At 47.6% G+C, this 25409-nt stretch carries 22 protein-coding genes and 7 pseudogenes; 11 read left to right on the forward strand and 18 right to left on the reverse strand.

What is annotated here, in order from left to right; all coding sequences use genetic code 11:
• The first annotated feature begins 169 nt into the window (after positions 1-169).
• Complete coding sequence (locus tag H7A77_RS25710) at positions 170-259, forward strand: hypothetical protein (protein WP_304621533.1); 90 nt, start codon at positions 170-172, stop codon at positions 257-259.
• 640 nt (positions 260-899) lie between these two features.
• Here the strand turns inward: H7A77_RS25710 and H7A77_RS18370 are convergent.
• From H7A77_RS18370 to H7A77_RS18420, 11 genes are all read right to left on the reverse strand, one after another.
• Positions 900-1556, reverse strand: coding sequence for a DUF421 domain-containing protein (locus H7A77_RS18370; protein ID WP_094141535.1), 657 nt, complete (start codon positions 1554-1556; stop codon positions 900-902).
• A 469-nt stretch (positions 1557-2025) separates the two neighbouring features.
• The gene (locus H7A77_RS18375) at positions 2026-2529 is read right to left on the reverse strand and encodes a TIGR00645 family protein (RefSeq protein ID WP_094141534.1); all 504 of its coding nucleotides are present in this window, start codon (positions 2527-2529) and stop codon (positions 2026-2028) included.
• Positions 2530-2914: 385 nt separating this feature from the next.
• Positions 2915-3655: a LuxR C-terminal-related transcriptional regulator gene (locus H7A77_RS18380; protein ID WP_094141533.1), complete on the reverse strand. Its 741-nt coding sequence runs from the start codon at positions 3653-3655 to the stop codon at positions 2915-2917.
• A 90-nt stretch (positions 3656-3745) separates the two neighbouring features.
• Positions 3746-4705 (reverse strand): fimbrial protein, encoded by a 960-nt coding sequence (locus H7A77_RS18385; RefSeq protein WP_094141532.1) that lies wholly within the window; start codon positions 4703-4705, stop codon positions 3746-3748.
• A gap of 16 nt (positions 4706-4721) precedes the next feature.
• Complete coding sequence (locus H7A77_RS18390; protein WP_254922257.1) at positions 4722-5204, reverse strand: fimbrial protein; 483 nt, start codon at positions 5202-5204, stop codon at positions 4722-4724.
• 33 nt (positions 5205-5237) lie between these two features.
• Positions 5238-5762, reverse strand: a complete 525-nt coding sequence (locus H7A77_RS18395; RefSeq protein WP_060441106.1) for a fimbrial protein — start codon at positions 5760-5762, stop codon at positions 5238-5240.
• A gap of 21 nt (positions 5763-5783) precedes the next feature.
• Positions 5784-8375, reverse strand: coding sequence for a fimbrial biogenesis usher protein (locus tag H7A77_RS18400; protein WP_094141530.1), 2592 nt, complete (start codon positions 8373-8375; stop codon positions 5784-5786).
• Positions 8376-8492: 117 nt separating this feature from the next.
• Complete coding sequence (locus tag H7A77_RS18405) at positions 8493-9185, reverse strand: fimbria/pilus periplasmic chaperone (RefSeq protein ID WP_094141529.1); 693 nt, start codon at positions 9183-9185, stop codon at positions 8493-8495.
• Positions 9186-9285: 100 nt separating this feature from the next.
• On the reverse strand, positions 9286-9825 hold the full coding sequence (locus tag H7A77_RS18410) for a fimbrial protein (RefSeq protein WP_094141528.1): 540 nt from the start codon (positions 9823-9825) through the stop codon (positions 9286-9288).
• 69 nt (positions 9826-9894) lie between these two features.
• Positions 9895-10443 carry a type 1 fimbrial major subunit FimA gene (fimA, locus tag H7A77_RS18415; protein WP_094141527.1) on the reverse strand — a complete coding sequence of 183 codons (549 nt, stop codon included), beginning with the start codon at positions 10441-10443 and terminating at the stop codon, positions 9895-9897.
• Between the two features lie 423 nt (positions 10444-10866).
• Positions 10867-11445 (reverse strand): tyrosine-type DNA invertase, encoded by a 579-nt coding sequence (locus H7A77_RS18420; protein WP_094141526.1) that lies wholly within the window; start codon positions 11443-11445, stop codon positions 10867-10869.
• Between the two features lie 294 nt (positions 11446-11739).
• On the opposite strand from H7A77_RS18420, the gene H7A77_RS18425 reads away from it, so the two are divergent.
• From H7A77_RS18425 to H7A77_RS18455, 7 genes and pseudogenes are all read left to right on the forward strand, one after another.
• A complete protein-coding gene (locus H7A77_RS18425) occupies positions 11740-12135 on the forward strand; it encodes a phage holin family protein (protein ID WP_089186757.1) in 396 nt (131 codons plus the stop codon).
• A complete protein-coding gene (locus H7A77_RS18430; protein WP_094141525.1) occupies positions 12128-12418 on the forward strand; it encodes a YqjK-like family protein in 291 nt (96 codons plus the stop codon). Before H7A77_RS18425 ends, H7A77_RS18430 begins: the two co-directional genes overlap by 8 nt.
• Positions 12419-12457: 39 nt before the next feature.
• Complete coding sequence (locus H7A77_RS18435) at positions 12458-12706, forward strand: CsbD family protein (RefSeq protein ID WP_089186755.1); 249 nt, start codon at positions 12458-12460, stop codon at positions 12704-12706.
• Between the two features lie 88 nt (positions 12707-12794).
• Positions 12795-13823 (forward strand): CAP-Gly protein, encoded by a 1029-nt coding sequence (locus H7A77_RS18440; RefSeq protein ID WP_094141524.1) that lies wholly within the window; start codon positions 12795-12797, stop codon positions 13821-13823.
• A gap of 46 nt (positions 13824-13869) precedes the next feature.
• The gene (locus tag H7A77_RS18445) at positions 13870-14193 is read left to right on the forward strand and encodes an ANR family transcriptional regulator (protein ID WP_141202229.1); all 324 of its coding nucleotides are present in this window, start codon (positions 13870-13872) and stop codon (positions 14191-14193) included.
• Positions 14194-14419: 226 nt separating this feature from the next.
• Positions 14420-15104: pseudogene (locus tag H7A77_RS18450) on the forward strand (IS3 family transposase); the annotation flags it as partial.
• Between the two features lie 658 nt (positions 15105-15762).
• Positions 15763-16833 (forward strand): annotated as a pseudogene (locus H7A77_RS18455) (reverse transcriptase domain-containing protein); the annotation flags it as partial.
• Here H7A77_RS18455 and H7A77_RS18460 read toward each other — a convergent pair.
• Positions 16782-18317, reverse strand: a pseudogene (locus tag H7A77_RS18460) (IS3 family transposase). The pseudogenes H7A77_RS18455 and H7A77_RS18460 sit on opposite strands and share 52 nt — an antisense overlap.
• Positions 18318-18385: 68 nt before the next feature.
• On the opposite strand from H7A77_RS18460, the pseudogene H7A77_RS25625 reads away from it, so the two are divergent.
• Positions 18386-18934: pseudogene (locus H7A77_RS25625) on the forward strand (group II intron maturase-specific domain-containing protein); the annotation flags it as partial.
• 80 nt (positions 18935-19014) lie between these two features.
• Positions 19015-19499, forward strand: a pseudogene (locus H7A77_RS18470) (IS3 family transposase); the annotation flags it as partial.
• A gap of 331 nt (positions 19500-19830) precedes the next feature.
• Here the strand turns inward: H7A77_RS18470 and H7A77_RS18475 are convergent.
• From H7A77_RS18475 to H7A77_RS25630, 6 genes and pseudogenes are all read right to left on the reverse strand, one after another.
• Complete coding sequence (locus H7A77_RS18475; RefSeq protein ID WP_370528344.1) at positions 19831-20409, reverse strand: tyrosine-type DNA invertase; 579 nt, start codon at positions 20407-20409, stop codon at positions 19831-19833.
• A gap of 684 nt (positions 20410-21093) precedes the next feature.
• On the reverse strand, positions 21094-21351 hold the full coding sequence (locus H7A77_RS25760) for a group II intron maturase-specific domain-containing protein (protein ID WP_342098769.1): 258 nt from the start codon (positions 21349-21351) through the stop codon (positions 21094-21096).
• On the reverse strand, positions 21351-21761 hold the full coding sequence (locus H7A77_RS25765; RefSeq protein ID WP_342098770.1) for a reverse transcriptase domain-containing protein: 411 nt from the start codon (positions 21759-21761) through the stop codon (positions 21351-21353). The genes H7A77_RS25760 and H7A77_RS25765 overlap by 1 nt, the downstream gene beginning before the upstream one ends.
• 212 nt (positions 21762-21973) lie before the next feature.
• Positions 21974-22342, reverse strand: coding sequence for a reverse transcriptase domain-containing protein (locus H7A77_RS25770; protein WP_342098771.1), 369 nt, complete (start codon positions 22340-22342; stop codon positions 21974-21976).
• 577 nt (positions 22343-22919) lie between these two features.
• A complete protein-coding gene (locus tag H7A77_RS18485; RefSeq protein ID WP_094141652.1) occupies positions 22920-23519 on the reverse strand; it encodes a recombinase family protein in 600 nt (199 codons plus the stop codon).
• A 160-nt stretch (positions 23520-23679) separates the two neighbouring features.
• Positions 23680-24358 (reverse strand): annotated as a pseudogene (locus H7A77_RS25630) (IS21 family transposase); the annotation flags it as partial.
• Between the two features lie 69 nt (positions 24359-24427).
• On the opposite strand from H7A77_RS25630, the pseudogene H7A77_RS18495 reads away from it, so the two are divergent.
• A pseudogene (locus H7A77_RS18495) lies at positions 24428-24921 on the forward strand (ATP-binding protein); the annotation flags it as partial.
• Positions 24922-25409 lie beyond the last annotated feature (488 nt).

A 25409-nucleotide genomic window follows, 5' to 3' on the forward strand; every position in this document is an offset into this window, starting at 1 on the left:
TCTTTCAAAGGCAATATAAATTCAGATTAAATAGACCTGTTCACAGCTTACGCTTCGAATAGGCCCTAGTATACGCCATGATATGTATACAGGTGGAAGTAGCCAAACTAACGCATAGGATTATGCATAAGCGACTTACAACTGGCAACTCACAGAAAATGCCAAGTTAATTAATGGCGGGTCTGCTCTTGGGTTCAAAGATACTACCGTTAACTCTGAAACTGCACTAGAAGTTGCTATCAGCAAAAGTTTGCGTTGATAGCGGGTTATATGGCAACCTAGCCCCCCCATCAATCCTAAGAAAAAAAATCACACTTACAGACACACACAAATCATTTTAAGCCATTAGATGTGAAAGAAAAGCCGGATTAAAGCGACTTTTAGTTTTTTTTGAAAAAGATACAGAGATGATAGAGAAAGCCTTACTAAATGCAAAAATACAACCTTAAAGTTAATTAAAAACCTCCATCACCCCTTAGAAACAGTATGTGAGCACTCAAATAAAAAAGCAAGGGCGAGTAATGGTAATTTATTTTAAATGATGCGAAAATTTATCACAGAGAATGACAATGAATTTTTATTTAGCTCTAAAAAGCGTCATTCAAAATATTTTCAAGATATTCAAAAAAAATTAATCAAACCACTATTTACACTTCCTTTCTTATTTTAGAAACTGCGGTGCTGGGTGCCTCCCAGAGAATTGTGTATCAGCACCACAATTCGCGCAAACCGCCCAAACCCACAACCTAAATTTCTGATACGCCCCACCGCACAGGGGGTTTCACCACAGTGTAAATAGTTTAACCTTAAATCACTATAATTTACAATGGGATATCGTTTTTTTAATTCAGGACAGAGCTAATATCTAGCTTGGTACATACATTCGAGGAATGTGTAAATCAAATATTATTTACTACCTTACCATCCATAAGTATAAAGCTTATATTTCCTTCCCAATACTCAGCCAAGTAAACATCTTCAACTGCTAACTGACATGTAACCATCTTGTGCAGTAACCACTCAGGAGTCTTTCCTATTTGTTCAAGAGCCTCCTCCTGCACCTCTCCTTCTTTCATAACAATACACGATGGCACCTTATCTTCATCACGAGCGAGAGTTATCTGGCCACCCGGTTCTATTTGAGCATGCTTGATTGCCAGCAACGAGTGTATACCCTGTGCATGTATGTGCGATAACAAGCTGAATATATCTACTTTGTTTCTTTTGTTACGTATATTCTCCATCAAAAATCTATGATCTTTAATGATTGTAATCGGTTTACCAATCGTTATTTTTCTAAAAAACTGTATTCGTTTGCTTACAGAATTAAGCAATGATATCAAGATAACCCCCATAATAAGCACGATAATGTACTGATGCAATGGGATGGCATCACTATAGATAACACCACCAATGATCCCGCCAATAACAAAGTTTCCAATAAAATCAATGGGGGTCATTTGAGAAAGTTGAGTTTTTCCTGAAAGATTAAAGTGCGTCATCACGATAAGAAATCCGATAAGAAATTTCACCAAGACCAACATGTAATAGTCCATTATGACTTCCTCCCATAGTATCTACTTTCGCAAACATATTTGCATCAATAATAATGCCTTAGCAAAAAAATGCCTATAGCAAAGTTGTAGTGATAAAGCCTACAGCCCCCCCCCCTTGAATAACCAGGTTATCCAACTGGACACCGCTACCTATACCAAAGCTACAGTGCTAGGTTAAAAATTTGCAATATCAGGCGAATCGAGCGCGAGATTCAAGAATTTTCTTGCATCGAGATGCCCATATACCATTATGGTCATCCCTAAAATACGAATTACATATTTATACAGTCGATTATTGATAACAAACCAACAAAGTATTAACTCGGTTGGCCTCGGTGAAACATTCAAATCTTTTGTATTGATACAAAAAATCAACCTTTCCCGATTGCGCATTGAACACAGTGGATTAGGCGTTTGCATCAACAGGGAGGTTATTCTGCAAACCTCCAGTCACTGAACGTTTGCAAGGTCAGTCAGCGCCATCGCTCTTTTTTGATACTTTCTCGAGTACTTGCATCAGCAGCGCCGTTAAGACAAAGCACAAGTGCAAGCCTATATACATGAGAATTTTATCATCGGCGATGCTCTTTGATTCCATGAACACACTGAGCAAATGTATGGTTGATATGGAGACCACCGAGACAAAGACTTTGTTCTTAAGTGACTCAACGTCCATCCTGCCTATCCATGACAGCTCGCTGTTTGCTCCCTCCACGTTAAGACGGGAAACGAAGTTCTCATAGCCGGAGAAAACAACCATAACAAGCAGCCCCCCTATCAGAACAAAATCGACCATTGATAAAAGATGGAGAATTAGCTGCTCATTGTTGATATGTGGTGCCTCTCTAAAGAGCACCACAAACTCCAGGAAAAACTTATATGCCACAATAAACAATCCGGAAGCCAACCCCAGGTAGACCGGCGCCATAATCCATCTGGCTGAAAACATTATCTTTGAAAATAATTTCCCCATGAAAATCCACTCAACAATTTCAGTCTGTACATTTATACATCAGTAAATTAGCCTATATTTTTAAAGACCCAGAGCGAGATTGATGCCTGAGAGACACCGTCACAGGATCCCTTGAGGCAAGAACACTTTCGCCTGTTATTTAGGTTGCGTTAGTTCAATTAATTAATCCTTGGCATACAGTGAACATTTAATGCAATTAATCAGGAGTACTGAATCATTAGGTATATCAAGACTATTGCTACTAACAGTATAACTATAGAGAATGCTCTCCATCGACGTTCGCTTTTCGTCATCATTTCCTCTTTATCGTCATAGGCATCGTAACTTGTTCAAATTCTAATAGGGTTATTCTAAATAACCCTGTCATCATCTTACCTTTCTTATATTATAATAAAAAGGGTTGATTGTCGTTTATTTCAATTAGAAGGCATCGTGCCTTATCACCCCGCAAAATGTATCCCTCCATGAAAAGGCTGCGTAGCTGTGCGGTCGATGATATACGCATCTTAGTCATGGCGTTTCGCTTGTGAGAGCTGACTGTTTTATATGCAACATTATATTTTTTGGCCAGGCTCTTGATGCTGCCCCCCTCAATAATCTCTGTAATCATAACAATTTCACTGAGCGTGAGGTTAGACATCGGGGGACCAATGCAAGTGCGAGTACTGTGCGAAGGAATCTCGCCATCTAAAACTCGCTCAAAAAAGCGTAAAAATGAATCGATGTCTATTCTCTTAGGGATCTGCCAACATGGTTTCTTCATCTTGTAAGCATTAAGTTTTCTCAAAAACATTGTTGGTTTTGAAGTCCAAACAAGGCAAGTGACGGTCGGGTAATTCGTCGCCATGAAATGTGTAAAGTCACTCCAGGTTTTATAATTCTCCTTCGAACCATAAGCTTCCATTATATATATATTAGCAGGACCTTTCAGCACAATCAGGCGAATTATCTCGGAAATACTGGAGACAGTATCAGTTATGTTGACTCTGTCGGCCAAGCTCTCTCGCAAAATGTGAACCATGCTTTCTCGATGAAGCATCACCGGATCCATCACTACAACGTCTATCTTTTTTTTATATTTTTTCAAGATTGTAATGTCCAGGTAATAACAGGCACTAATGACCATCACGCAAAGCCCATTGGATTAATCGGGCACTGCATGATGGAAACGGTAAACACATATTTGGATAACTCACCGACCGTGGAACAGATGGCACTACTCGTAAACGAACGTCACTCCGATGATAGACTGTACATTGCCTGCTACAACCTGCCCCGTGGTTCGTGCATAGGAAGCCGTCAGGCCCAGGCTGACAGGACTGGTACCGACCGTACCGAGAGAGACATTCTTATTGGTAGCTACAATGCCATTACGGTTAGACAGCTGTACGCCCACACCGGTTGCAGGATTGGATGATGACGTATTGGTAAATATGGTGCTTGCCGTATCAGCCGTTGTACCTGTGAGATAATATGCCAACTGTTGATTTTTACCGCAATAGACAGACAGCGGCACAGCCGCCGTGCCGGGGTAATCCGGTAAAGTTACAGTTACATTTCGCGATGATACGTCACAGCCACCAGTTGGTAAAAAAACAGTATTAGCGGCATGTATATTCCAAGTAAACATATGCTCATTTCTATTACCACCGTTTGATTTATCTGTACCCACTTGCCTCATAACTAGCGTTGCAATTTTATCTCCAGCATTTATTAAAACACCACTAGCTTCAGACACAGGAGTTAGATACAGCTTTGTTTGCCAGCCCACAAACCCGCCATTGGTAAAATTATGATTTTTAGTTTCTGACGATGTAGGGAATGGATAAGTAGTGCCATAATAATCCAAGCTCCCATTAAAGTTTTGCAGAACACCAGAGAACGAAGAACCGGAAAGCAGTGAAACATTATCATTACGAGAGTTAGGATAGTCGTTTTTACAGGCAATCGAAGATGAAAAGTCAACAACAAGAACTTGTCCAGGCGTTAATGCTGGAGTCAGGTTTGCGTATATGTCCAAGATAGCATTGTTCGGATTAGCGGTGACTCTACCTGACGAGTCTTTGCAGGCAAAAGCATTAGCGCAAGATGAATATGCCATTAGGCATACAGAAGCCACGAGGGCAGCAACTTCTTTTTTCTTCAACACTTTATTTAGTTTTGAAACCAGTGTCATGACGTGACTCCTCAATTTAGGCGTAAGTGTATGTGACATTAATTACGGCCTGAATACTGCCTTGCTTGGCGTTGCCATTAACTGATAACGCACGAACCTGTAATGGCAGACTCGCTGACTGTGTGGAATCATCTACCTGAACCGCCTTGGTTTTTCCGTTGTTTAGGTTATTGCCACTGGTGTCCTGCAGTTCCAATTGAAGATTGGTTGCCCCACCCTCGTTTTTGTAATATCCCGTGCTGTCCGTTGTCCCCGTGAATGTTGCCGTGACTCTCGAAGTGCCTATTGGACAATTGGTCAAACTCAGCGTTACCGGATGCCAGGCTGAGCCCGAGCCGGCCTGTATATAATTAAATGTAAACAAGTCGCCCAAGTCTACCGTCGCCGATGGCGTTGATACGGTGCAGGGCTTGGCCACTACGCGTCCGTTGACCGTAATGGTCACGTCAGCTGCATGCGTGGCAACTGTTGTAGTAAAAAGCAACGCCCCCGCCAGCATAATGTTCTTGATAATGATCATCTTCAGACTTCCTTACTGAAACTCTAAGGTGAAATTGGCCGTCGCTGTCACTGTTCCTGCCATCACGGGAGCGCGCGTTGCCATTAAGCGTGCATAAAAGCCCAACGTATTGGGCTGGCCCGCCGTCAATGTCGTCCACTTCAGGGAGTCCTGAGCCGCATTTAATGGAATCGGAGTCTTGTCGCGATCCAGTATTTGCACTCCAATACCGCTTGCGGCGTTTGTTCCAGCATCAATCTTTAACAGGGTAGTGTTGTCGTTGTCAGAGGTTCCGACATACCCCACGCGAACTGCCGTCGCGGAACTGCCGCACTTGTCGAAGACAATCTTGAAAGGTATGGATGGCGTGACGGCCCCAACCCGGTTGAATTGCTTGGCCGCATTGCTCAACAAATCCACCGTAAAATCCTGAGAGTCAACAGAGACCGAGCAGGCATTGTCTTTTAGATAACCTGTGATGGTGATAGTACTGTCAGCCGCATGGGCATATCCCGCAACCAACGGCAACAAACACAGGATTGGAAGGTATTTTCTCATTGCGTCATCATCTCCTGCTTATCACCGGCAAATGGCAGAGGCATAGCTCAAAGCCTGGTTTTGACTGTCAGCCGGCAAACTGTACGTCGCCGTGCAGCGCTCATTTTCGCTATTGCCCCACTTCACGTTGACGTTACCTTTTGGCGCAAGGCCGGTAAGGTAAACTTGCCCGCCATCTGCCACGATGCTGCCTGACTGACCATCTCCGTAAGAGGCTACAGAGCCGAACGGGACTGGCTTGCCGTTGTTTGTCAATGTCATAAGAACCTTCAGCCCGACTTTGGCCTTGAAGTCCGCACGCACGACGGCTCCGCGTGTAGGAACGACGCTTAATACGGGTTCTTCCAGTTCGACGTTGTTCGCCAATGTATTCGTGTTCAAGGATATCCGATTCTCGCGGTAGTCCATCGCATAAGGGAGCACGGCATAACCGCGCCAATCTGTACGTACCCCTGTTTGATTCTCGACAGAAACGTGTTTCGCCCCCGGCGCCTTGATAAGCACCATGGTGTCATTTAGGGGCTGGCTGAAGGTGATGCCATTTTCGTGGGCAAGTACGCCACCACTGACGCCATAGTAAACCTGCTTATAGTCACCGCTGTGGCTATAACCGACGTTGGCGTTGCCGTAAGCGCCGCGGTAATTCAGCGCGGCGTTACCCGTTGCGCCGCTGTTACCATTACCACCGCTGTTATAGCCCGATTGCACGCTATAACTCAGGTTGTTATCTTCCAGCAGCGTCCCGTAAAGGCCGGCCGTATTTGTCGTACGTCCCTTGAAGTCTGTCGACGTGTTGTAACTGGCATTGGCATTTCGGAATACTGACCGGGTATCCGAGCGCATCCAGTGGCTGAACGGAATATTAATGTTGAAAGCAAGCAGTTGGTCTTTATCGTCGGACCAGGCATTTTTGGACAGACTATAACTCAGGCTCCAGCTGATATCCTGAATGGTGCTGTTATAACCAATCTGCAGCTGTTCATCTGAACGGCTGGTATTCCAGTAGCTTTGATGACTGCCTGTCAAGTATATCGTCGATGTCCGTCCAACCTGTTGCGTCACCGTCGCCTGCAAACGACCGCGCTTGCTGTAGTTCAGATTGTAATAATCCGTCAGCTTTGGTTTGATATTCACGATCCCGTCTTCACTAATCACGGAGTAACCGCTCATGCGTCGCCACGCGGTGTCGGCCAGAGAATAGAAGCCCCGGGTAGAATAACGGTATCCGACCAGTTGGAAATTGGTCCCTAACTCATTGAGCGATTTGTTATAGAGAAAACGCAGAGATTGTCCCTGATGCTTGCTGCCGTCAGGCAAGGTGGCATTCGCCTGCGTAATATCTGAAGATACCGCCCCGAGGTAGCCCAGGTTTTTCCCCACCCCGAGGTTAAAGGCACGATAGTCGTTTGAGGCACGTGTGCCGCCATAGACCGTCCAACCATCGGGTAATCCCCAAAGCGCCGTTCCCTGGAAAAACTTCGGCTTGTCTTGTTGTTCATTACCACTGCGGAACTGCCCTGCAGTCACCGCGTACTTCACCTGCCCTTCACGCTGCAACATTGGAACGGATGAGAAGGGAACGGTAAAGACCTGAACGGAGCCATCCGCCTCTTTCACCGTCACCTGCAGATCGCCACTGTTTCCTGCCGCATACAGATCACCGATAGTGAATGCGCCGGCGGGTACCGTGGTCTGATATATTTCATATCCGTTCTGCTTGACCGATACGCGTGCAGTACCACGTGCTATTCCATGTATAACGGGAGCAAAGCCGCGTTGACTGTCGGGTAGCATATTATCGTCTGTGGCAACCTGAAGGCCGCGGAAGTTGATACCTTCAAAGATATCACCGGCAGTATAGCCATCACCCATCGTCAGCCGGCTGCGCCAGGATACAATGTCACGTTCAAGCCATGTATTGACATGTTGCCAGCGATTTTCGTTATATCCCGTGCCGCTGCTGTAACTCCAGGTTGAGTTATCCCGCAGGCGCCATGCCCCCAGATTGAGACCCGTTTGCAAATTGAGATAGGAGTAATTACGGGTGCCGCCATTGTGACTGCGCACTTCACTGCCGGTATAGTTGTAATTGAGCAAACCGGCCGTAATACCATTATCCCAAAGCTCGGGAGCTATGTACCCTCTCGCCTGATTTCCCATGTAAGCCTGAGGAATGCTGATAGAAAGACGCTGGCGACCGACATCGAATGAGCTTGCAGCATCCGCAATAAGCCGTGTGAAAGGCACGCAGGCCGTGCTCTTCATTACGGCAATATCTGGAATAGTCAAGGTATTGACGCCAAGTGAAGCCAGCTGAGAGCGAGTGAGACACGGTTCCAGCTTGCTACCGTCATCACTCTTATCAAAGGTGATGTCTCGCGTCGTCACGTAACCCTCGTTCATGTAAATGTCGACACGATAGGTACCCGGCGGCGCATCAAGCCCCTTTTCGAAACTGGAGAGATCGGCAACCGATGCCGGGTCGTCAGCCAGGAACCGGGGGTTGAAGTAGTTGTCTGCGCGCGCGGAAAATGTCGAGGCCACCAAGAGCAATGCCAGCGGCGTAAGCATTGCTTTGTTTAGCGCCCGTTCCCGGATGTGGTATTTTTTCATTTTATCCGTGCCTGCTCCATAAACCAGGTGACTTGTCGCTACCGCACGCCGTCGTCAATGCCGGTGCTGCGTTACCTGCGTTGTTGAATCCATTGTTTTAGTGAATGACTCAGACCGTTACTGCAAGGTGCCTTTCATCACAGACGTGAGCGCACCGTAATCATTAATCGTGCGATATGTAATTACACTGCCGGCATCGCCCGGCAGTTTCACCGTTGCCGCCCCCATAGGCGGGACCATGACATTGGCTAAAGAACGTGTGCCGGCATTCAATTCGGTGACGGTCAGAAAATAGGGTGTTGGATTATTCAGTACCAGTGTGTTCGCATCGCGTTTAAACGTCAGTTTTCCGGGGGCCTGATCAGGGGCCATACTGAGATTTTGTGGGCGATACAACAATTTGATTCGGCTCGTTATCGCCAGTTGAAGCGTATTTTCTTGCTGTCTTGCCTTGTCCAGAGAAGGAATGGCTTTGACGTTGATCCAGAAAAGACTTTCGCGGTCTTTAGGCAAGGCGTTATTGGTAGCATCAATAATTCGCAGCGTATTTTCTTTTTTTCCCTGCATGAGGAACAACGGCGGAGTTATTACGAACCGGCCTTCTTTTTGACCATCATCGTTCTCGACCCAGGATTGAATAAGAAAGGTGTCTTTCTCATTATTGTTGTTCACACCCAAGGTGACCTGTTTCTGCTGTGCCGGATAAATAACGCGTGTTGCCCCAAGAGCCACGCCCGCTTCGGCTCGCGGAGTACAAAATACGACTGCCAAAGCCAGCAGTGAACCCATGACGTTTCCGGTCGTTTTCATTTTAATCACGTTAACCTCTTGGGGCGGATAACCGCCGTTTTAACCTTTGCGCGTGCTTATCTCTCCCGAGATAAAAGTGTCATACGCGAAAACGAATGTTTTATTGGTATGTCAAAGAGAACCAAGCCTGGGCATTAGCAGCACCACCGATAACCGTATTGCCGGTTGCCCGGTATTTGGCAACAAATTGCAAGATACCCGTTCCTTTGGTCAACGGTTTCCAAGACTGAGGTTCTGAATTAATGGGTATGAGTTGCCCCTGTTCATCGAACAACGCAATACCGACACCAGAGGCGATTCCCTCGCCTTCGCCAACCGACAGAACATCAGGGTTTTTGCCATCTGCTACGCCATGAAAGACGATACCGACGCGTTCACTGACATTGGGATTACAATCCTGGAGATGCAAACTGAATGACACCGGATCAATATCACCCTCTGTGTCTTTAAAGAGGTTGCTGCTGACCTGACCCATGCGAACAACCAGTTGCCTGTCACCCGCCTCAACCGTACAGGCTTCAGCGATGAGCTCCCCCTGAAAGCGCATCTGTCCTTCAGGAAGCGTGACGTTCGACTTGTTGCCGGCGATAGTCAGGGGAGCAATGAAAAGCAGGCAGAGTCCCAGTCTGGTTTTGAGCATCGCTTATTCCCTCTTTGATAGCTGAAAACAGGCCTTCCTGGCCTGATTAAGCATCCTTGCAGACCGGTGTTACTGGTACTGAACTTTAAAGTTGGCGTTCGCGTTGGCAGTACCAGGGGTGGCAGCACCAGTGGCAATGTAACGCGCCTGGAATGGCAGAGTGTTAGTACCATTGATCAGGGTAGCGGCAGTACTGTAGGTCTCGCCGTCGAATGCCAGCGCTTTGCCTTCACTGTCCAGCACCTGCACACCCACGTTGGTAGCACTGCCTGCAGATGAGCTTTCCAGAGCCAGAGCAGTTGGATTCTCAGCATTGACAGCTACACCAGAGAATGCAATGGCCGCTTTGGTTGCAACAGTAGTATCACAATCGTTCAGCTGAATATTGAAACCTACAGCGTCACTAGTTTTTCCAGCTTCGCTGAGCTTTGAGGTTTTAACCTGCCCCAGTCGGACGATTCGATCTACTGATTCAGCATCAACGGCGCAAGCAGCGTTAACAACTTCACCTTTAAAGTGAACGGTACCACCGTTAACGGTAGTAGTTGCTGCGTGAGCAAGGCCGACAGTCATCAGAGAGGCGGCAATCAAGGTGTTGATAAGACGGATCTTATGCATAAGTTCAAAACTCCATGTCTTGGTAAAGGCCAGAATTTGGCTTAACAATTTGATTCACATGTTGATTTATTCTTTTTGCCTGGATTCTGCTTGCGTTAACGCGAGCACGAAATGACAAAAAAAGTGGTCAAAATGAACCAATTTGTCTCTTTTGGTTCTTTAGGCTATAGGTCTGTTGTTTATTGGTTTTTTTTACTTTAAAAATCAATTTTATTAGTTAATTTAACTATCTGAATGAGGGGTATGTCGAGGGGGACGCTCGTGGCAGAATGATCACTAAGCGTCTTTGATAGTGTGTTCTCAGATTAATCTGCTATAGATATCTGATAAGCGGACTAAGATATGTTGATGTTCTGCGAACAAAAAGAATGCAAGAAGAATTGACTTGGCTCAAATTATGGATAAGACTATTTACAGTTTGGTTCAAATTGACTTGTTTATTCCCACTCCATTTTGCCAAACTTCTGCAAACCGAACATGATTACTTGACGTGTACAACACCGTATGTTGAATATTTCTGTGCCCCAGATAATCCTGGATCAGCCGAGTGTCTGTTCCTCTATTCGCTAGTGCGTAACCGCAAGAATGTCTCAGCATATGAGGATTGAGTGAAACAGCGATACTTGCCAAGATGCCGAATTTTTTTAACATCTTGTGTACTTGCTGGCGAGAAAGTGGCCCTCCTTTTTGCGAGAGAAAAATCCAGGGGGATTCGCAGCCTCGCCACGTTGCGCGCTCATTAAGCCAGGCATTGAGAAGTTTTAACTCTGATACAAGCAGAGGGTGTGTTGTCTTAAGGCCGTTTTTTAACCTGTTTACATGTACGACTTTATCGGTGAGATTGATATCAGAGAATTTTAAATGACAGAGCTCACTGACTCTGAAACCATGGATGAAGCACATTTGAATAAAGCACTCATCTCGCTTGGGAAAATTTCCCCTGCGTGAAGCTTCAAGCAACCGATCTATTTCATCTTGTGTTAAATACTTTCTTTTTTTCAAAAGAATGACTCCTGGGAATATGCCGCGTGTAAAAAATCGCTACCATCAAATAAGATTATTGTTATGAGATCCATTCTCTCAGGCGAAAGGAATGCGCGCAAGAAAATTTACATTCAGATTTTTTAAACTAAACCTTCTGTAGTCATGATCACACTTATTTTTCCGTGATCAATAAGAAACTTGCGTCATATCAGGTTTACATCGTATAAAGAAAGTTTTGCCTGGCTGCGCCATACTTTAAAAGAGGTATGCGTTCACGTCGTGTTCAGATTAAGTCATGAAAAGGATATCATTATGCAACATCATTACAGAAATGGGCCAACGCAGAATGTGATAAGCACCGCTAAAAAAGCGATCAGGACTCTTGTTTCAATCTGCCAAACGCGGCTGGAACTGGCGATAGTTGAACTCGAAGAAGAAAAGGCAAACATTGTAAAACTCTTCGTACTAAGCAGTCTTTGTTTGTTATTCACCTTGTTCGCTATACTTAGTGGTCTGGTACTTTTATTTTGGTCGATCGGTCCTGAAATGAGATTCATTGCTTTCGCCTGGACAACAGCTGCGCTGTTCCTACTTGCAGTGGTATCCGGGGTGTGGGTTCTGCTAAAAATCCGCAGCGCATCCTTGCTGCATAACACCCGAGAGCAATTGAAGAACGACCTGCAAATACTGGGAGCAAGCGATGAGTAAGTACCAGGAACGCGTGTCAAAGAAAAACAGATTAATAGAGCGTATCAATGCGCAGCGATCAAGTTTATCACATTGTACAGATCAACTTCTGACCGGCACCGAAAAGTTTGATCGTGGTTGGGATGTGCTCTTTCGCATGAGAGCATTCATCGCCTTGGGCGCAGGTATCGTCATGGTAAAAGCAATTAGAAAAAAACCATCGCGCTTTTATTTCTGGCCCAGGCGAGTCTTGGGTATCTGGAGCGCTTCAAGACTGATCAAAAACACGTTATCTAGAAGATAAAAATACGTTACGTTCAACCATCAACAATAAGGAAATATCATGTTCGAAAAAGCAGAAAACAAGGCCAAAGAATTTTCTGGTGCTGCTCAGGAGAAATTGGGGGAGTTGACGGGCTCTGCAGAACACCAGGCGAAAGGCGCTGCAAAAAAATACGCAGCTCAGGGAAGTGGGGCTCTGCAAGATGCTGCGGACGCCGTCAAGGAACAAGTTGAATCTAATCCTGCAGGGGCAGCAATTGTCGCAGGTCTGGCGGGTCTCGTTTTAGGTTTCCTGCTGGGCAGAAAATAAGTCTGTTACCTCTTAATAATTGCGCGTTTTTCTAAGGCCGTTATCGCGGCCTTTATTTTCATAACTCAAGTATCATAGGTATCAAAACATGGAACTGACTCAAGACGTAATGGTCACCAAAAAGGTATCGTGGGGCAGCATCGTCGGCGGTGTATTAACCGTCATGTCCATTTCATTGATGTTGTCGATTCTCGGCACCAGTCTTGGACTGGCTATTGTAGACCCTCTCGGTGAGGATGCCGATAATGGGGCGAGCATGACCATGCTGTTTTGGACAGGTGGGTCCATTATCGTCAGCCTGGCTGCTGGGGCTTTTGTTGCAGGCCGACTGGCCGCTAATGATGGCTTCATTCATGGTTTCCTCGTCTGGGCCACATCGTTGATTATTACCAGCATACTAGGCGCAATGTTGGTGGGTAGCGCAGTTAAAGCTACCGGCAGCGCCATCGGCTCACTGGCCTCTGCATCTGGCAGCATTCTCTCCGGAGCCGGCTCTATCGCAGGAAGCGGCATTCAGGAAGCGGGTAATCTGGGGGGTAAGATATTTGAGGGTCTGGATATCGATACCAATGTCGAACCTCAAAAACTTCAAGCTAATGTGAAGGAGGCACTGCGCAAGAGTAAAATTCCTTCCTTGCAGCCGGAGTTTGTGCAGCAGCAACTTAATGGAGCCAAAGAAGACATCGCCTCAGCGGTTAAACAATTGGCTACTCAACCCAAGGACGCAGATGCCATCATTAAGAATGTTATGGATAAATTGCAGGAACGAGGCAAATCCATCACTAAAGATGTCGATCGCAACACATTAACAAAAGCCTTGGCTGATAATTCTGATATGACACAAGATGAAATTAACAAGGCCGTAGATAATATCATCGAAGCAAAAGAATCAGCCGATAACCTGCTGAATCAGAAATTCGAAGATGTCCAAAAGAAAATCGAGGACGCCAAACAACAATATGATGAATTTAAACAAAAAGCCCTGGAACAGGCAGCAGCAGCAGCATCTGCGCTGGCTAAATCTGCTTTCTGGACTTTCATCGCGTTGGTAATTGGCGCCATTATCAGTGGATTCACGGGACGCCTTGGCGCGAAATCATCTAGAAAACACGCCTAAAATCACTTAGCAAAATTAACCTGGAGCAAGATAAGAATCTTGCTCCTTGAAAAAACACAACAGCTCACTTAAACCATCCTCTGTTACAAACATATTGGGTGAGCTAAGCGTGGTTACAACATATTCTCAAAGGGATCATGAAATGTGTTCAACGGAAACTAAGAAATATACTGAGAGTTTCAACAATGTGTCTGAAAAAGCAGCTCAGCTGGAGTTGGCTAAAGAATGGGGAGTTGCTGCTGAATACTGGTTGATAGCCAGCCAACGCGCTAAGTCACACGATAATCAGGAATGGAGTTATAGCCGTTATCTTTTTTGTCAGAGAATGCGAAAGAACGATGGAGTGTGGAAGAAAGCACATTTCTCTTGACACTAACTTTTAAGGGGTTTGAGGGCCAATGGAACGAAAACGTACGTTAACAAGATAATGTGTTGTTTAAATTGAAGTTTAATATCTGGACTGACCCCACCCCGGTAGACGATCCTGCCCTATAGTTTGGACTGACCCCACTCCGGTAGACGATTCTGCCTTATAGTTGGACTAACCCCACCCCGGTAGACGATCCTGCCCTATAGTTTGAGCATAGGGGGAGCATATGGGCACACCACGATTTACACCTGAATTTAAGGAAGAAGCCGTCCGTCAGATAACAGAACGCGGTTATTCCGTTGCCGAAGTATCCGACCGTCTGGGCGTTTCTGCGCACAGCCTCTACAAGTGGCTACGGGCTATCAAGCCTGATAACAGCGAACAGCATGCCCGGGATTTACTGGAAGCCAAAAGCGAGATCCTGAAACTACGGGCACAGCTAAAACGTACCGAAGAAGAACGGGATATCCTGAAAAAGGCCGCGCGGTACTTTGCAAGGGAGCCCGACTGAAATACCGCTTTATCAATGAGCACCGCACTGTATGGGATTTGATGACGATGTGTCGGGTACTGAATGTCGCCCGGGCCGGGTTCTATGCGTGGCTGCGCAACCCGGTCTCGGCGCGTGATAAAGATAACCAGCGTCTGCTGATACTTATCCGCGACTCATATTCGCTGAGTGGAGGCGTATACGGTTACCGGCGAGTTCATGGCGATCTGAACGAAATAGGGAAACCTGCGGTAAAAACCGGGAGGGTCGTATTATGCAACTGAACCGGATCAAAGCTGTACGCGACTATAAAGCGCCACGCCTTATCGCCGGCCGACCTTCAGTGATAGCTCCTAATCGCGTACAGCGGCAGTTTACCGTTGTTCGGGCCAATCAGGTCTGGGTCACCGACATCACTTATAGTGTGCCCGGAGTTCAGGGTGAGCATGGATGCTCAAATGAACCACGAGTCTGTCTGGAATATTGAACCGGTAACTCACGATCAGGAGCCCAACAATCCCACCGAGTGTAACGGTGGAGAACCTGAGCGGCAGTCCCGCAGGGTGATGTAACCCGCTGACAACGGGGATTGAGGCGAGATCACTAAGCCAAGATGCTCCTCAAGGTTAAGTACTGAAAGGCTGAAGAACATGAACCCGTTAATCCGCCTCTATGGGTCGAAAATGTCACCACGGCCTACGTGATCTGACAGGTCGTGCAGGAGTCACTGGCAGTGATACGTAAGCACTACCGGTCGAAGGTGTTTTGGTATGTATGCGAAACACCGGGACAGCAGCGCCTATCACTCTCGCGTTGCTGGCTTTGCCAACTTGCGGCAAGCAAGGATAAAGAGTGCGACGGGCAGCCTTCTCAGTATGTCTGTGTCCAGGCAGGTAAACAGGGGAAGGTCAGCGACGGATGTTAAGGAGGTATGGCTCCGATGACGCACTGGCTGGCGGAGCTTCCGTAGTAGTCCGCGATGGGGAAAGTCCATTACATGGCAAAGGGAAGCAATTTAAATGTGTTTGCGACGTGAATTAACTGACCTAACGGGGTGAAGACCTTTGATAATCAGCGAAATGCAACGCAAGCTTGCCACATGGGCAGCCACCGATCCCTCCCGACGGATTGAACGGCTGCTGCGCCTGATAACACAACCTGTATGGCTGGCTGAAGCGGCACGGATCACTCTGTCATCAAAGGGGGCGCATACCCCCGGCGTTGATGGCGTGAACAAAACAATGCTACAGGCCAGACTGGCTGCTGAGCTGCAAATCCTCAGAGATGAATTACTCTCAGATCACTACCAGCCCTTGCACGCCAGACGGGTTTACATCCCTAAAAGCAACGGCAAACCGCGACCACTGGGTATCCCCGCGTTGCGGGATCGTATTTTTCAGCGGGCTATGCTGATGGCGATGGAGCCGATATGGGGGAGTGATTTTCATACACTCTCCTATGGCTTCCGGCCTGAACGCAGTGTCCACCACGCGATCCGCACGGTGAAATTACAGCTCACCGATTGTGGGGAAACACGGGGCCGATGGGTGTTCGAAGGCAACCTGTCCAGTTACTTCGACACCGTACATCATCGACTGCTGATGAAGGCCGTGTGCCGCAGGATCAGTAACACACGCTTTATGAGCCTGTTGTGGAAAACCATCAAGGCCGGGCATGTTGATGTCGGTCTCTTTCGGGCGGCCAGTGAAAGCGTGCCGCAAGGAGGCGTAATATCGCCGCTGCTGTCGAATATCATGCTCAATGAGTTCGATCAGTATCTGCATAAACGCTATCTGTGCGGTAAAGCCCGAAAGGATAGATGGTACTGGAATAACAGTATCCAGCGAGGCCGAAGTTCTGCTGTCAGAGAAAACTGGCAATCGAAACCCGCGGTGGCTTACTGCCGCTATGCCGATGATTTTGTTCTTATCTTCAAAGGCACCAAAGCACAGGCAGAAGCCATCAGGGAGGAGTGCCGGGGCGTGCTTGAAGACAGTCTGAACCTCAGGCTGAACATGGACAAGAACAGAATCACCCATATCAATGTCAACGCCACGATCTTTGACCGTTTGGGGTGCGGACGATTTCCTGGACTGATTTACTCTGTGATTCCAAGTTGTCGCCGATTCACTTCCGGGTTGACTGCGCTCAGAGACAGTTTAATACGTCGATCGTTATACCATCGGATGTAAGCATCCACATGCTGCATAAAGTTTTCCTACGTCACGTTTGACCACTCACGACCGTAATACATTTCAGTTTTCAGCAGACCGAAGAACCCTTCGCACGCCGCATTATCCGGTGAACATCGCTTGCGGGACATCTAGCGGATAAGACCTGCCGCATTCACCCGCGCCAGCCATCCCGGCCAGCGGTAATGCCCGCCTCTGTCACTGTGGATGGCCGGACGGTCGCCTGCGTTTAAAGTGCCGATCGCACTTTCCAGCATCGTATTCGCCAGCTCTGCATCTGGGCGTGTACTGAGCGACCAGCTCACAACTTTGCCATCGAAGCAGTCTACCACTGGCGACAACCACACTTTACCGGCCGGAAGCTGGAACTCCGTGATATCCGTCAGCCATTTTTGATTAGGCAGCGTCGCTTTAAAATCTCTGGCGAGAAGATTGTCGGGCGCGGGGCCTATTTCTCCGCAGTACGAGCTGTAGCGTCGGCGACGGGAACGACTGACAACAAGCTGCTCTTCCACCATCAGCCTGCGCACCATCTTTTCAGAGAGCCGCAGACCTTCCTGCTTGAGCATCGCATGCAGGCGACGATAGCCATAACAACGGTAATTGCCGTTAAATATCTCTGCCATTGTGGCGCGAACAGTCACGTATTTATCCCCCGAACGCAGAGCCGCCCGGTGATAAAAATAACTGCTACGTGCCAGTGCCAAGACACTCAGCAGTTCTGCCAGAGGATACGTTTCTCTCAGGGCATCAACGATCTTTGTTTTTTCCCTGTTTGTCAGAGTGCTGACGCTGATGCCCGGGTCTTTTTTTGTGATTTCCTTCGCTTGTTTCAGGATATCCAGCTCCATCTGCTGACGCTGTATTTCCTGATTAAGTCGGGCAATTTCCTCCCGCAGCTCATCCCGCTCATCCTCAGGGGAGGATGCATTGTGTTTGCGCATGGCCTGGTAAGCCCCGTTGCCTATGATTTCATCTTTCCATTTATACAATACCGTGCGACTGACACCAATATTTCTGGCGATTTCACCGGCAGATACGCGTCGTGTACAGAGCGCCATAACTGCCTGACGTTTCAACTTTGGTTCAAAGGGCAAATTCTGATTGATCGTACTGGTGAAGGAAAGCCGTCTGTCGGGGTGAAGTTCGTTAACCCAGCGAGCCAGTACATCACAGCAGGGATAACCGAGAGCCCTGGTGGTAAATGCTAGGCAGCAACCATGGTTAAGATAATGTTCAACAGCAGTCTGCTTTTGCACATCTGAGTAACATGGCTTACGGCGTATGGTTTCTGTAGTACCGCCACTCGCTTCCCATAAACGGATCCAACGTCGCAGATTTCTTTTAGAGGGGTATCCCAGCTCACGAACCACGGGAGCCAGTTTTTTGCCGTATTTAAAGTAAAGCCCAATTGCGCGGATCCGTTCTGCTTCGGTAAATATTGTTTCTCTCCTGAGAGTCCAGGAAATCGCCCGCCCCCCCTTTAGGGACTTATATCACTGGCGCTGACATCAATGACGGTTTTATCTTTCTGGGCCACCGGATCATCCGCAAACGCAGTCGTTACGGCGATCTGCGGGTGGTCTCGACGATCCCGAAGGAGAAGGCTAGAAACTTCGCAGCCTCGCTGACGGCACTGTTATCAGGCAATTACAGTGAAAGCAAAGTCGATATGGTTGAAATGCTCAACCGGAAACTGAAAGGATGGGCCATGTTCTATCAGTTCGTTGATTTTAAGGCCTAAGTATTCCGTTATATCGACCGTGTCGCGTTCTGGAAGCTGGCTCACTGGCTGGCCCGCAAATACCATACAGGAATCGCTTCCCTGATGAGGTGGTGGTGTAAATCACCAAAACCGAGTCAGAGCAAAACGTGGGTTTTATTTGGTAAAACCAACCACGGCAAGCTCAGCGGTGAAGCGCTGTAACGGTTGGTGGGGCAAGGCAAGAAGCTGTTCCGCTGGCGTCTGCCTGAAGGTAATCCCTATCTGAGGACGGAAGCCAAAAACACATACACATCGCGTTTTACTGAAGTGGCAATGGCGTTCGCCAGCGTTTAAATGGAAAGCCGGATGCGCTGAAAGGTGCACGTCCGGTTCGGAGAGGAGAGGCAGGGAAATAGTCCGACTACGCCTTGCCTCTTACTCTACTCCGGACCTGGCAGGGATGGTTTTATCTGGCGGTGGTTATCGACCTCTTTGCCCGTAACGTGGTGGGGTGGTCGATGAAGCCGACCCTCTCACGCGAACTGGCACTGGATGCGCTGATGATAGCGGTCTGGCGACGTAAACCGGACAGCGAGGTCATCGTGCACTCAGACTAGGGCAACCAGTACGGCAGCGACGACTGGCAACGGTTTTGTCGGGCCAATAACCTAGCACCCAGTATGAGCCGGCGTGGCAACTGTTGGAATAATGCGGTGGCCGAATCGTTCTTCAGTTCACTGAAAAAGAACGCATCAGGAAGAGAATATACAAAACTCGGGATCTGGCTCGGGCAGATATCTTCGATTACATTTAAGTGTTCTACAACAGGGCTCGGCGTCATAGCCACCTCGGCGGCGTCAGTCCGGAGGCCTTTGAACAGGCCTCGTCGTGGGGGCAGTCCAGTTCAGATATGGTGTGAGCGTTTTTCAAAATTTATAGGTTCTGCAGTATATCAGCATGAATCTAGATAATAGATATTCATAATCGAAATTTATAATATGAAAACTAGAGAGTGATAAAAAATGTCGATAGACTAAAATGATTGAAATTAGTATTATCATACTTGAATTTTAAATTAAACAGTTGGTGATTTGCACTTTGTATGTCAGCGCACCTAGATGCGCTGGCTATCGAGTCGAAAGCTGACGAGTAGCATCACGTCAATTATGATGCAGAAGTTTATTGACATTTTAGGCAGACAAGTTTAACAAGTTTTTTTTCAAAAACCGGATAAAGATTTGTAGTTTAAATTATTTCAAATATAAACTCATGTCCCAAACACCAGAGAAACGGCCTGAGTTACTGGCAGTATACAGGACTGTATGTTGTATATTCCTGTGTCCAAGATAATCTTGTATAAGGCGTGTATCAGCCCCTGTGTTAGCAAGAGCAAAACCACATGAGTGCCTCAACATGTGCGGATGAAGCGGAAAATTTAAACCGGCGAGAATACCACACCTCTTTATTATATTGTATATCTGCTGTCGTGACAGTGCTTTACCTTTTTGTGATATAAACAACCATTTAGAGTCACTCCCGTTGAGCTGTTTCCTTATCCCAAGCCATATTTCAATGATTTTTTTTTCACATTCAAGCAGGGGTTGAGTTGTGGACAGACCGCCTTTCAATCGCTCAACATGAATAATACCACGACAGAGATTTACATCCGATAATTTCAACTTCACTATCTCACTAACGCGAAAACCATGAAGAAAGCACAGTTGAATCAAGCACTCATTCCTCACAGCATGCTTGCTAATTTTAGATGCCATTATTACCTGCCTTACTTCATCTTCAGTAAGGTACTTTCTCTTTTTTTCAATTCTCAATTTGGACCCGCCAACTATAAAAATGTCACAACCAATATAATGAGAGCAAAAAGAAAAATCAAATATAATATTTATCTCACCTAAACCTTACTACTTAAGAAGAATCTCTTAAACATGTCAGTATGGTGGTACATATGTAAGATGATAAGCCGCAAAACGAAAGCAGAGTAACTTTCACTTGCAACACCTGGCAGATTTTGAATATTATCGAGCTTTTTTATCTTAAAGTTTATTTAGCTATTTTTATCCAAAAATCTTGACTTATTAATAAAAAGCTTATTGTTATATTTTTTCTTTGCATTTGCAAACTCTTAATACAGCCTGCCAGTGTTTCTGAACTATCTCCGTATCCGTAGGAAAGACACGTTCTTCGGTCAAGATCTAACTGCTCCTGCGGTGACATACAAGAGGTTAGTATTAAAGTTATTACTAAAGCAACGACATATATTTTCACGATAGCACTCTTAGCTTAAAAGCTGCATTCAAGAAAAAAGGCCCGATAGTTATATTGACGAGGGTTAAGTTTAATCGCTATCTTTATTTTCCTGAATTTCCAAATCTTCAATAACCAGACAAATTTCAGCAACACCATCACGTTTACTGCTAATTATCTTAGGGGTTATCGGGTCGCGCAAGGGAACTTTCCCCCTGCGCTCCCACGGAACCGGACGTGGCAGTCTCCCGTCATCCGGCTCTTGTCGTTGACCGTTCACGCCGCGTACAAATTTCCCAGTGTGCAAACAGGCAAGGCTTAGCGCTCTGTATCCTTCTCAACCATTCATATGCCTGAGCCAGGCTACCGTGTACCCGCTTATATTTGCGGGCGACCCATTTCGCAAGGTGCAGATCTATATGACTGGCTATACAGTCCATCGCTGACCGATAAAAGCGCCCATAGTACTTAATCCAGCCTCGTAACATGGGATTGAGCCAGCGTGCCATTACTCCAGAGACAACGGGGTTTTGTGACTCAGATCCCAGCCCCGTACCGTCTGCCGGATTGCCTTCGCAGCTCTGGCGCTTATAGCTGGCAGGAAATTCACCGACAGCTCTCCCTCTTTCGATAATGACTTTCTTAGCCTGAATGTATAGCCCAGAAAGTCGAAGCTGATTTCAGGATATGCCCCCGTTCTTTCCCTGTCCTTGCAGTAGACGACTTTCGTCTTGCCCGGACTCATTTCCAGCTTACATTCACCCAGGCGCGCTCTGAGCCTGTCGCGCAACATTATTGCCTGCGCATGGCTCTTGCAGTGGATGACAATATCATCAGCGTATCGCTCAAATCGGACGACAGGAAATTCCCGTTTTATCCACATGTCGAATGCATAGTGCAGGAACAGATTTGCCAACAACGGTCTAATGACGCCCCTTGCGGCGTACCTTTATCCCTTATCTGCACCGTCCCATCCGGCATGTGTACCGAAGCGGTCAGCCATCGCTCAATGTAGAGCAACACCCACTTACAATCCGTGTGCTTGCGCACCGCTTTCATCAGGAGTTCATGATCGATGTTATCGAAGAACCCTTTGATATCTACATCCAGCACCAAGTCAGTGCGCCAGCATCACTGCCGGGCTCGCTTCAGGGCATCGTGCGCAGATTTGTGCGGACGGTAGCCATAGGAGTCATCGTGGAATAGTGGCTCCAGAATCGGCTCCAGCATGTTTTTGACCACTATCTGCGCGATGCGATCCGCGACCGTAGGTATCCCCAGCGGTCTCGCTCCACCCGTTGCCTTTGGTATCTCAACACGCCGAACTGCTGACGGCATATAACTGCCCGAGGCTATTCGATTCCAGATTTTGTATAGGTTCCCCACAAGGTTCTTATCAAATTCCTCAATCGACTGGCCATCGATTCCGGCAGCTTTTACCTTCTTGTACGCGCTCCAAACAGCCTGTCTGGATAACGCAAACGGTTTGGACTGGCTCACAGGCTCCTCCCGCTTGCGCGGTTGACCTGTAATACAGCCCCAACGACTGGCTCCCTTCGCTCCACGCCCATTACAGGCGCTTCATCACTACTACGGAACCATCTGCTCCTGTGCCCCGCATTGGTACTTAGGCGCTTGCAGGGTTTCTGCTCGACGCCGCTCCCTTCGCATCAGGACGACAGGTTCCCAAGTTCCATGCCAGAGCCTGTGTTGTGCTCATGCTGTCTATCTATATGCCGGATGCCGACCAGCCAGTAACCAGATAACCGCTGGACTTATCACGCATCGCTTAGAAAGCGCGTTTTTGACATCATCTTGTTCCTTTCGACACTGCATCTACAGTTCACTCTCGTTCATCTTCACAACACATACATGACGCATCTGACTGCGCCTTTTCCCTGACGCTCACCACCACCGCTCTTAACGGCAGCAGCTCAGGGTAGTTTGAAGGCTGCGTCTGGACGCCGCCTCCGAGGAGCCGACCCTCATCTCTCGCACAGCATTGCCCCCTTATTTGCCACCGGGTGCATTCGTGGCACACCTACGCCGGAACCCCAGATTTTTCCGTCCGCCAAAATTATCCCCAGTTGAGCAGCTTTATGCCGTCAGCGCGCAGTTGACCATTTGGGGATATGTGGCGGTACAGCGTTTGCCAGGTTATCCCCAGCTCCTGGCATAACGTACTGACTTTCGTCTCTGGCCGCCCCGTTGATGCCAGTGCCAGTCTTAATTTTATTGGCGTCATTTTATAAGGCCGTCCGCCGTTTCTCCCGCGGGCTCTTGCTGAGGCCAGGCCTGCAGTCGTTCGCTCTGCAATCAGTTCGCGCTCAAACTCGGCCAGTGCGGCAAAGATCCCAAAAACAAGCTTGCCGGCAGCTGTCGTGGTATCGATAGTCGCTCCGTGACCGGTCAGTACCTTCAGGCCTATCCCTCGTCCGGTAAGGTCATGCACCGTATTAATGAGATGACGAAGGTCGCGACCGAGTCGCTCAAGTTTCCATACAATCAGGGTGTCATCTGGCCGTAGGGCATTCAGCCAGGTAATAAGTCTAGCGCGATCTTCTCGCTTGCCCGATGCCCAGTCTTCATAAAGATGGGCAGCGATGAGCGCATCACGCTGTAAATCATTCACCTGAGAACCATCTGCTTTTGATACCCGCATATAACCAATTAACATTTTACACTTGTCACATATACGACCGGTTGAGTGATAATCATTGAAACAACTATTTTGACGCTGATTTTGTCACATAATCTGTAATTTATTCAATGTCATGCAAATCATATGGGCTTTAGTTCTGGTGACGGAATTTTCTGGGGCTCCGGCGGACAACCTCATAGTGCTCGCAAAAGGCGGCATAGCGCGCCGTCTGTTGGGTCCGATCCCCCTCTGACAGTGAACACCAGGCCGCCGACAAGCTGTCGGTGCGGATCTCTACGGGCACACCGGCCAGTTGGTGCAGGGCATTTTGCATCCCTTCAACCAGCGCACTGTAGCTTTCACCGCCGAGAACAACGCTCATAAAGCTCCAGTGGCTCAAGGGCAGACGGAAGTGGAACAAGCGATGGGACAACAGCTGACCGGCGATGGTAACGTTAATACCTTCAAGCTCGATGAAATCGACGAAGGCCCGCGCACCTGGCTGATGTTCCTGGATAAACATGACCTCCATCTCGGCACCATACTGACTTCTCCAGGTTCTGATGCGACGTTGCAACGTACGCAGGGGCGAATTGGAGTATTGGCCTGTGGGAATTCTGCAAATGCTCAAGCACAGTGATCGGCGTTAGAGCCGGTTGCTGTTTAAGCAGCGGCAGCACCTCGGTTTGCCAGACCTGCTCAAGCGGATCTTTACGTGTTCGCCTGTGATGATGGCCAATGGGCTGGAGCTGGCCTTCGTCGAGCCTGCGGGCTGAACGGACAGAGATACCGCTTCTGGCAGCGGCGTCTTCTTGAGTCGCCCCTTTGTTGCGATTTTTCATATAGAGAATGACCTGTTTGTCGGTAAAAGTCACAACATCTCCATGATTGAATAGGTTGTGATCTCAGATTACAAACAGGCCAGATTAATTGTCGTCAGATAGCTGGCATTCATCGAACGTCAGGAGAATGTTGTGCTGCTCGGACCTTCTGGCGTCGGCATGACGCATCTGCCGACGACCATTGGCTATAAGGCGCGATGGCGGGTTCAAGCATCCGGTTCATTACAGCCGCCGACATGATGCTGCAACTGGTGGCGTCACACCGTCAGGATTACCTGAACCGCGTCGTAGGTAAACCTAAGCTGTTGATCATCCACGAAGTGGGATATCTGCTGTTCGGTCAAATGGAGGCGAACCTGTTCTTCCAGGTAGTCGTTAAACGGTATGAGTCAGGCTGCGTGATCCTGATCAGCAACCTGCCGTTTACGCAGTGGTCCGTATCGTTTGGTGATGACGAGACGCTGACGGCAGCGATGCTGGATCGGCTGCTTCACCATGCTCATATCGCCCAAATCAGCGGCCAAAGCTATCGACTGAAAGATAAGCTGAAAAGCGGACAACTTCAGAAGAAAACTAAAGCAGCAACGCTCGAGTAATTCAAAGGGGGTGGGTCAGAATTCAATCGATATTGACACCACAGAATAGATAGATTAAAAACTAGCTCAGGAGATGAGCTAAGGGATGATCGGACATCACTGGAATGGGTGATCGGAAAATATCGGAATCAGATATCGCCGGAATAGCCGATCGGACACGTCGGAATCTACAGTACATCGACGCGCCTGCCGGTCTCCCTGTAGTTATGCGCCGATAACGGCGGACAGAAAAGTACCGGCGTGGTGCTGACAACCCGTTCCTCCTCGCCGACTAGTAGTCTCTTCCGGCGTCACGGGACAGCGGTTTTCGGCATGACCGCCGGAGCCGGAGCCTAAACGGCAACGTTACCGTTCATGGTTAGGAAACTCAAGAAAGGTCGATTGGGTTTCCTAACCATCAAGGGTAGCTCAGAATTAGATCGGTATTGAAAAATGTGAATTCTTTATTAATTAATTTCCAGCTGATTTAAAGTATCATTCGTTTTAGT

The sequence above is a fragment of the Serratia sp. ME47 genome (assembly GCF_903970925.1).
Lineage (GTDB): Bacteria > Pseudomonadota > Gammaproteobacteria > Enterobacterales > Enterobacteriaceae > Serratia > Serratia ureilytica.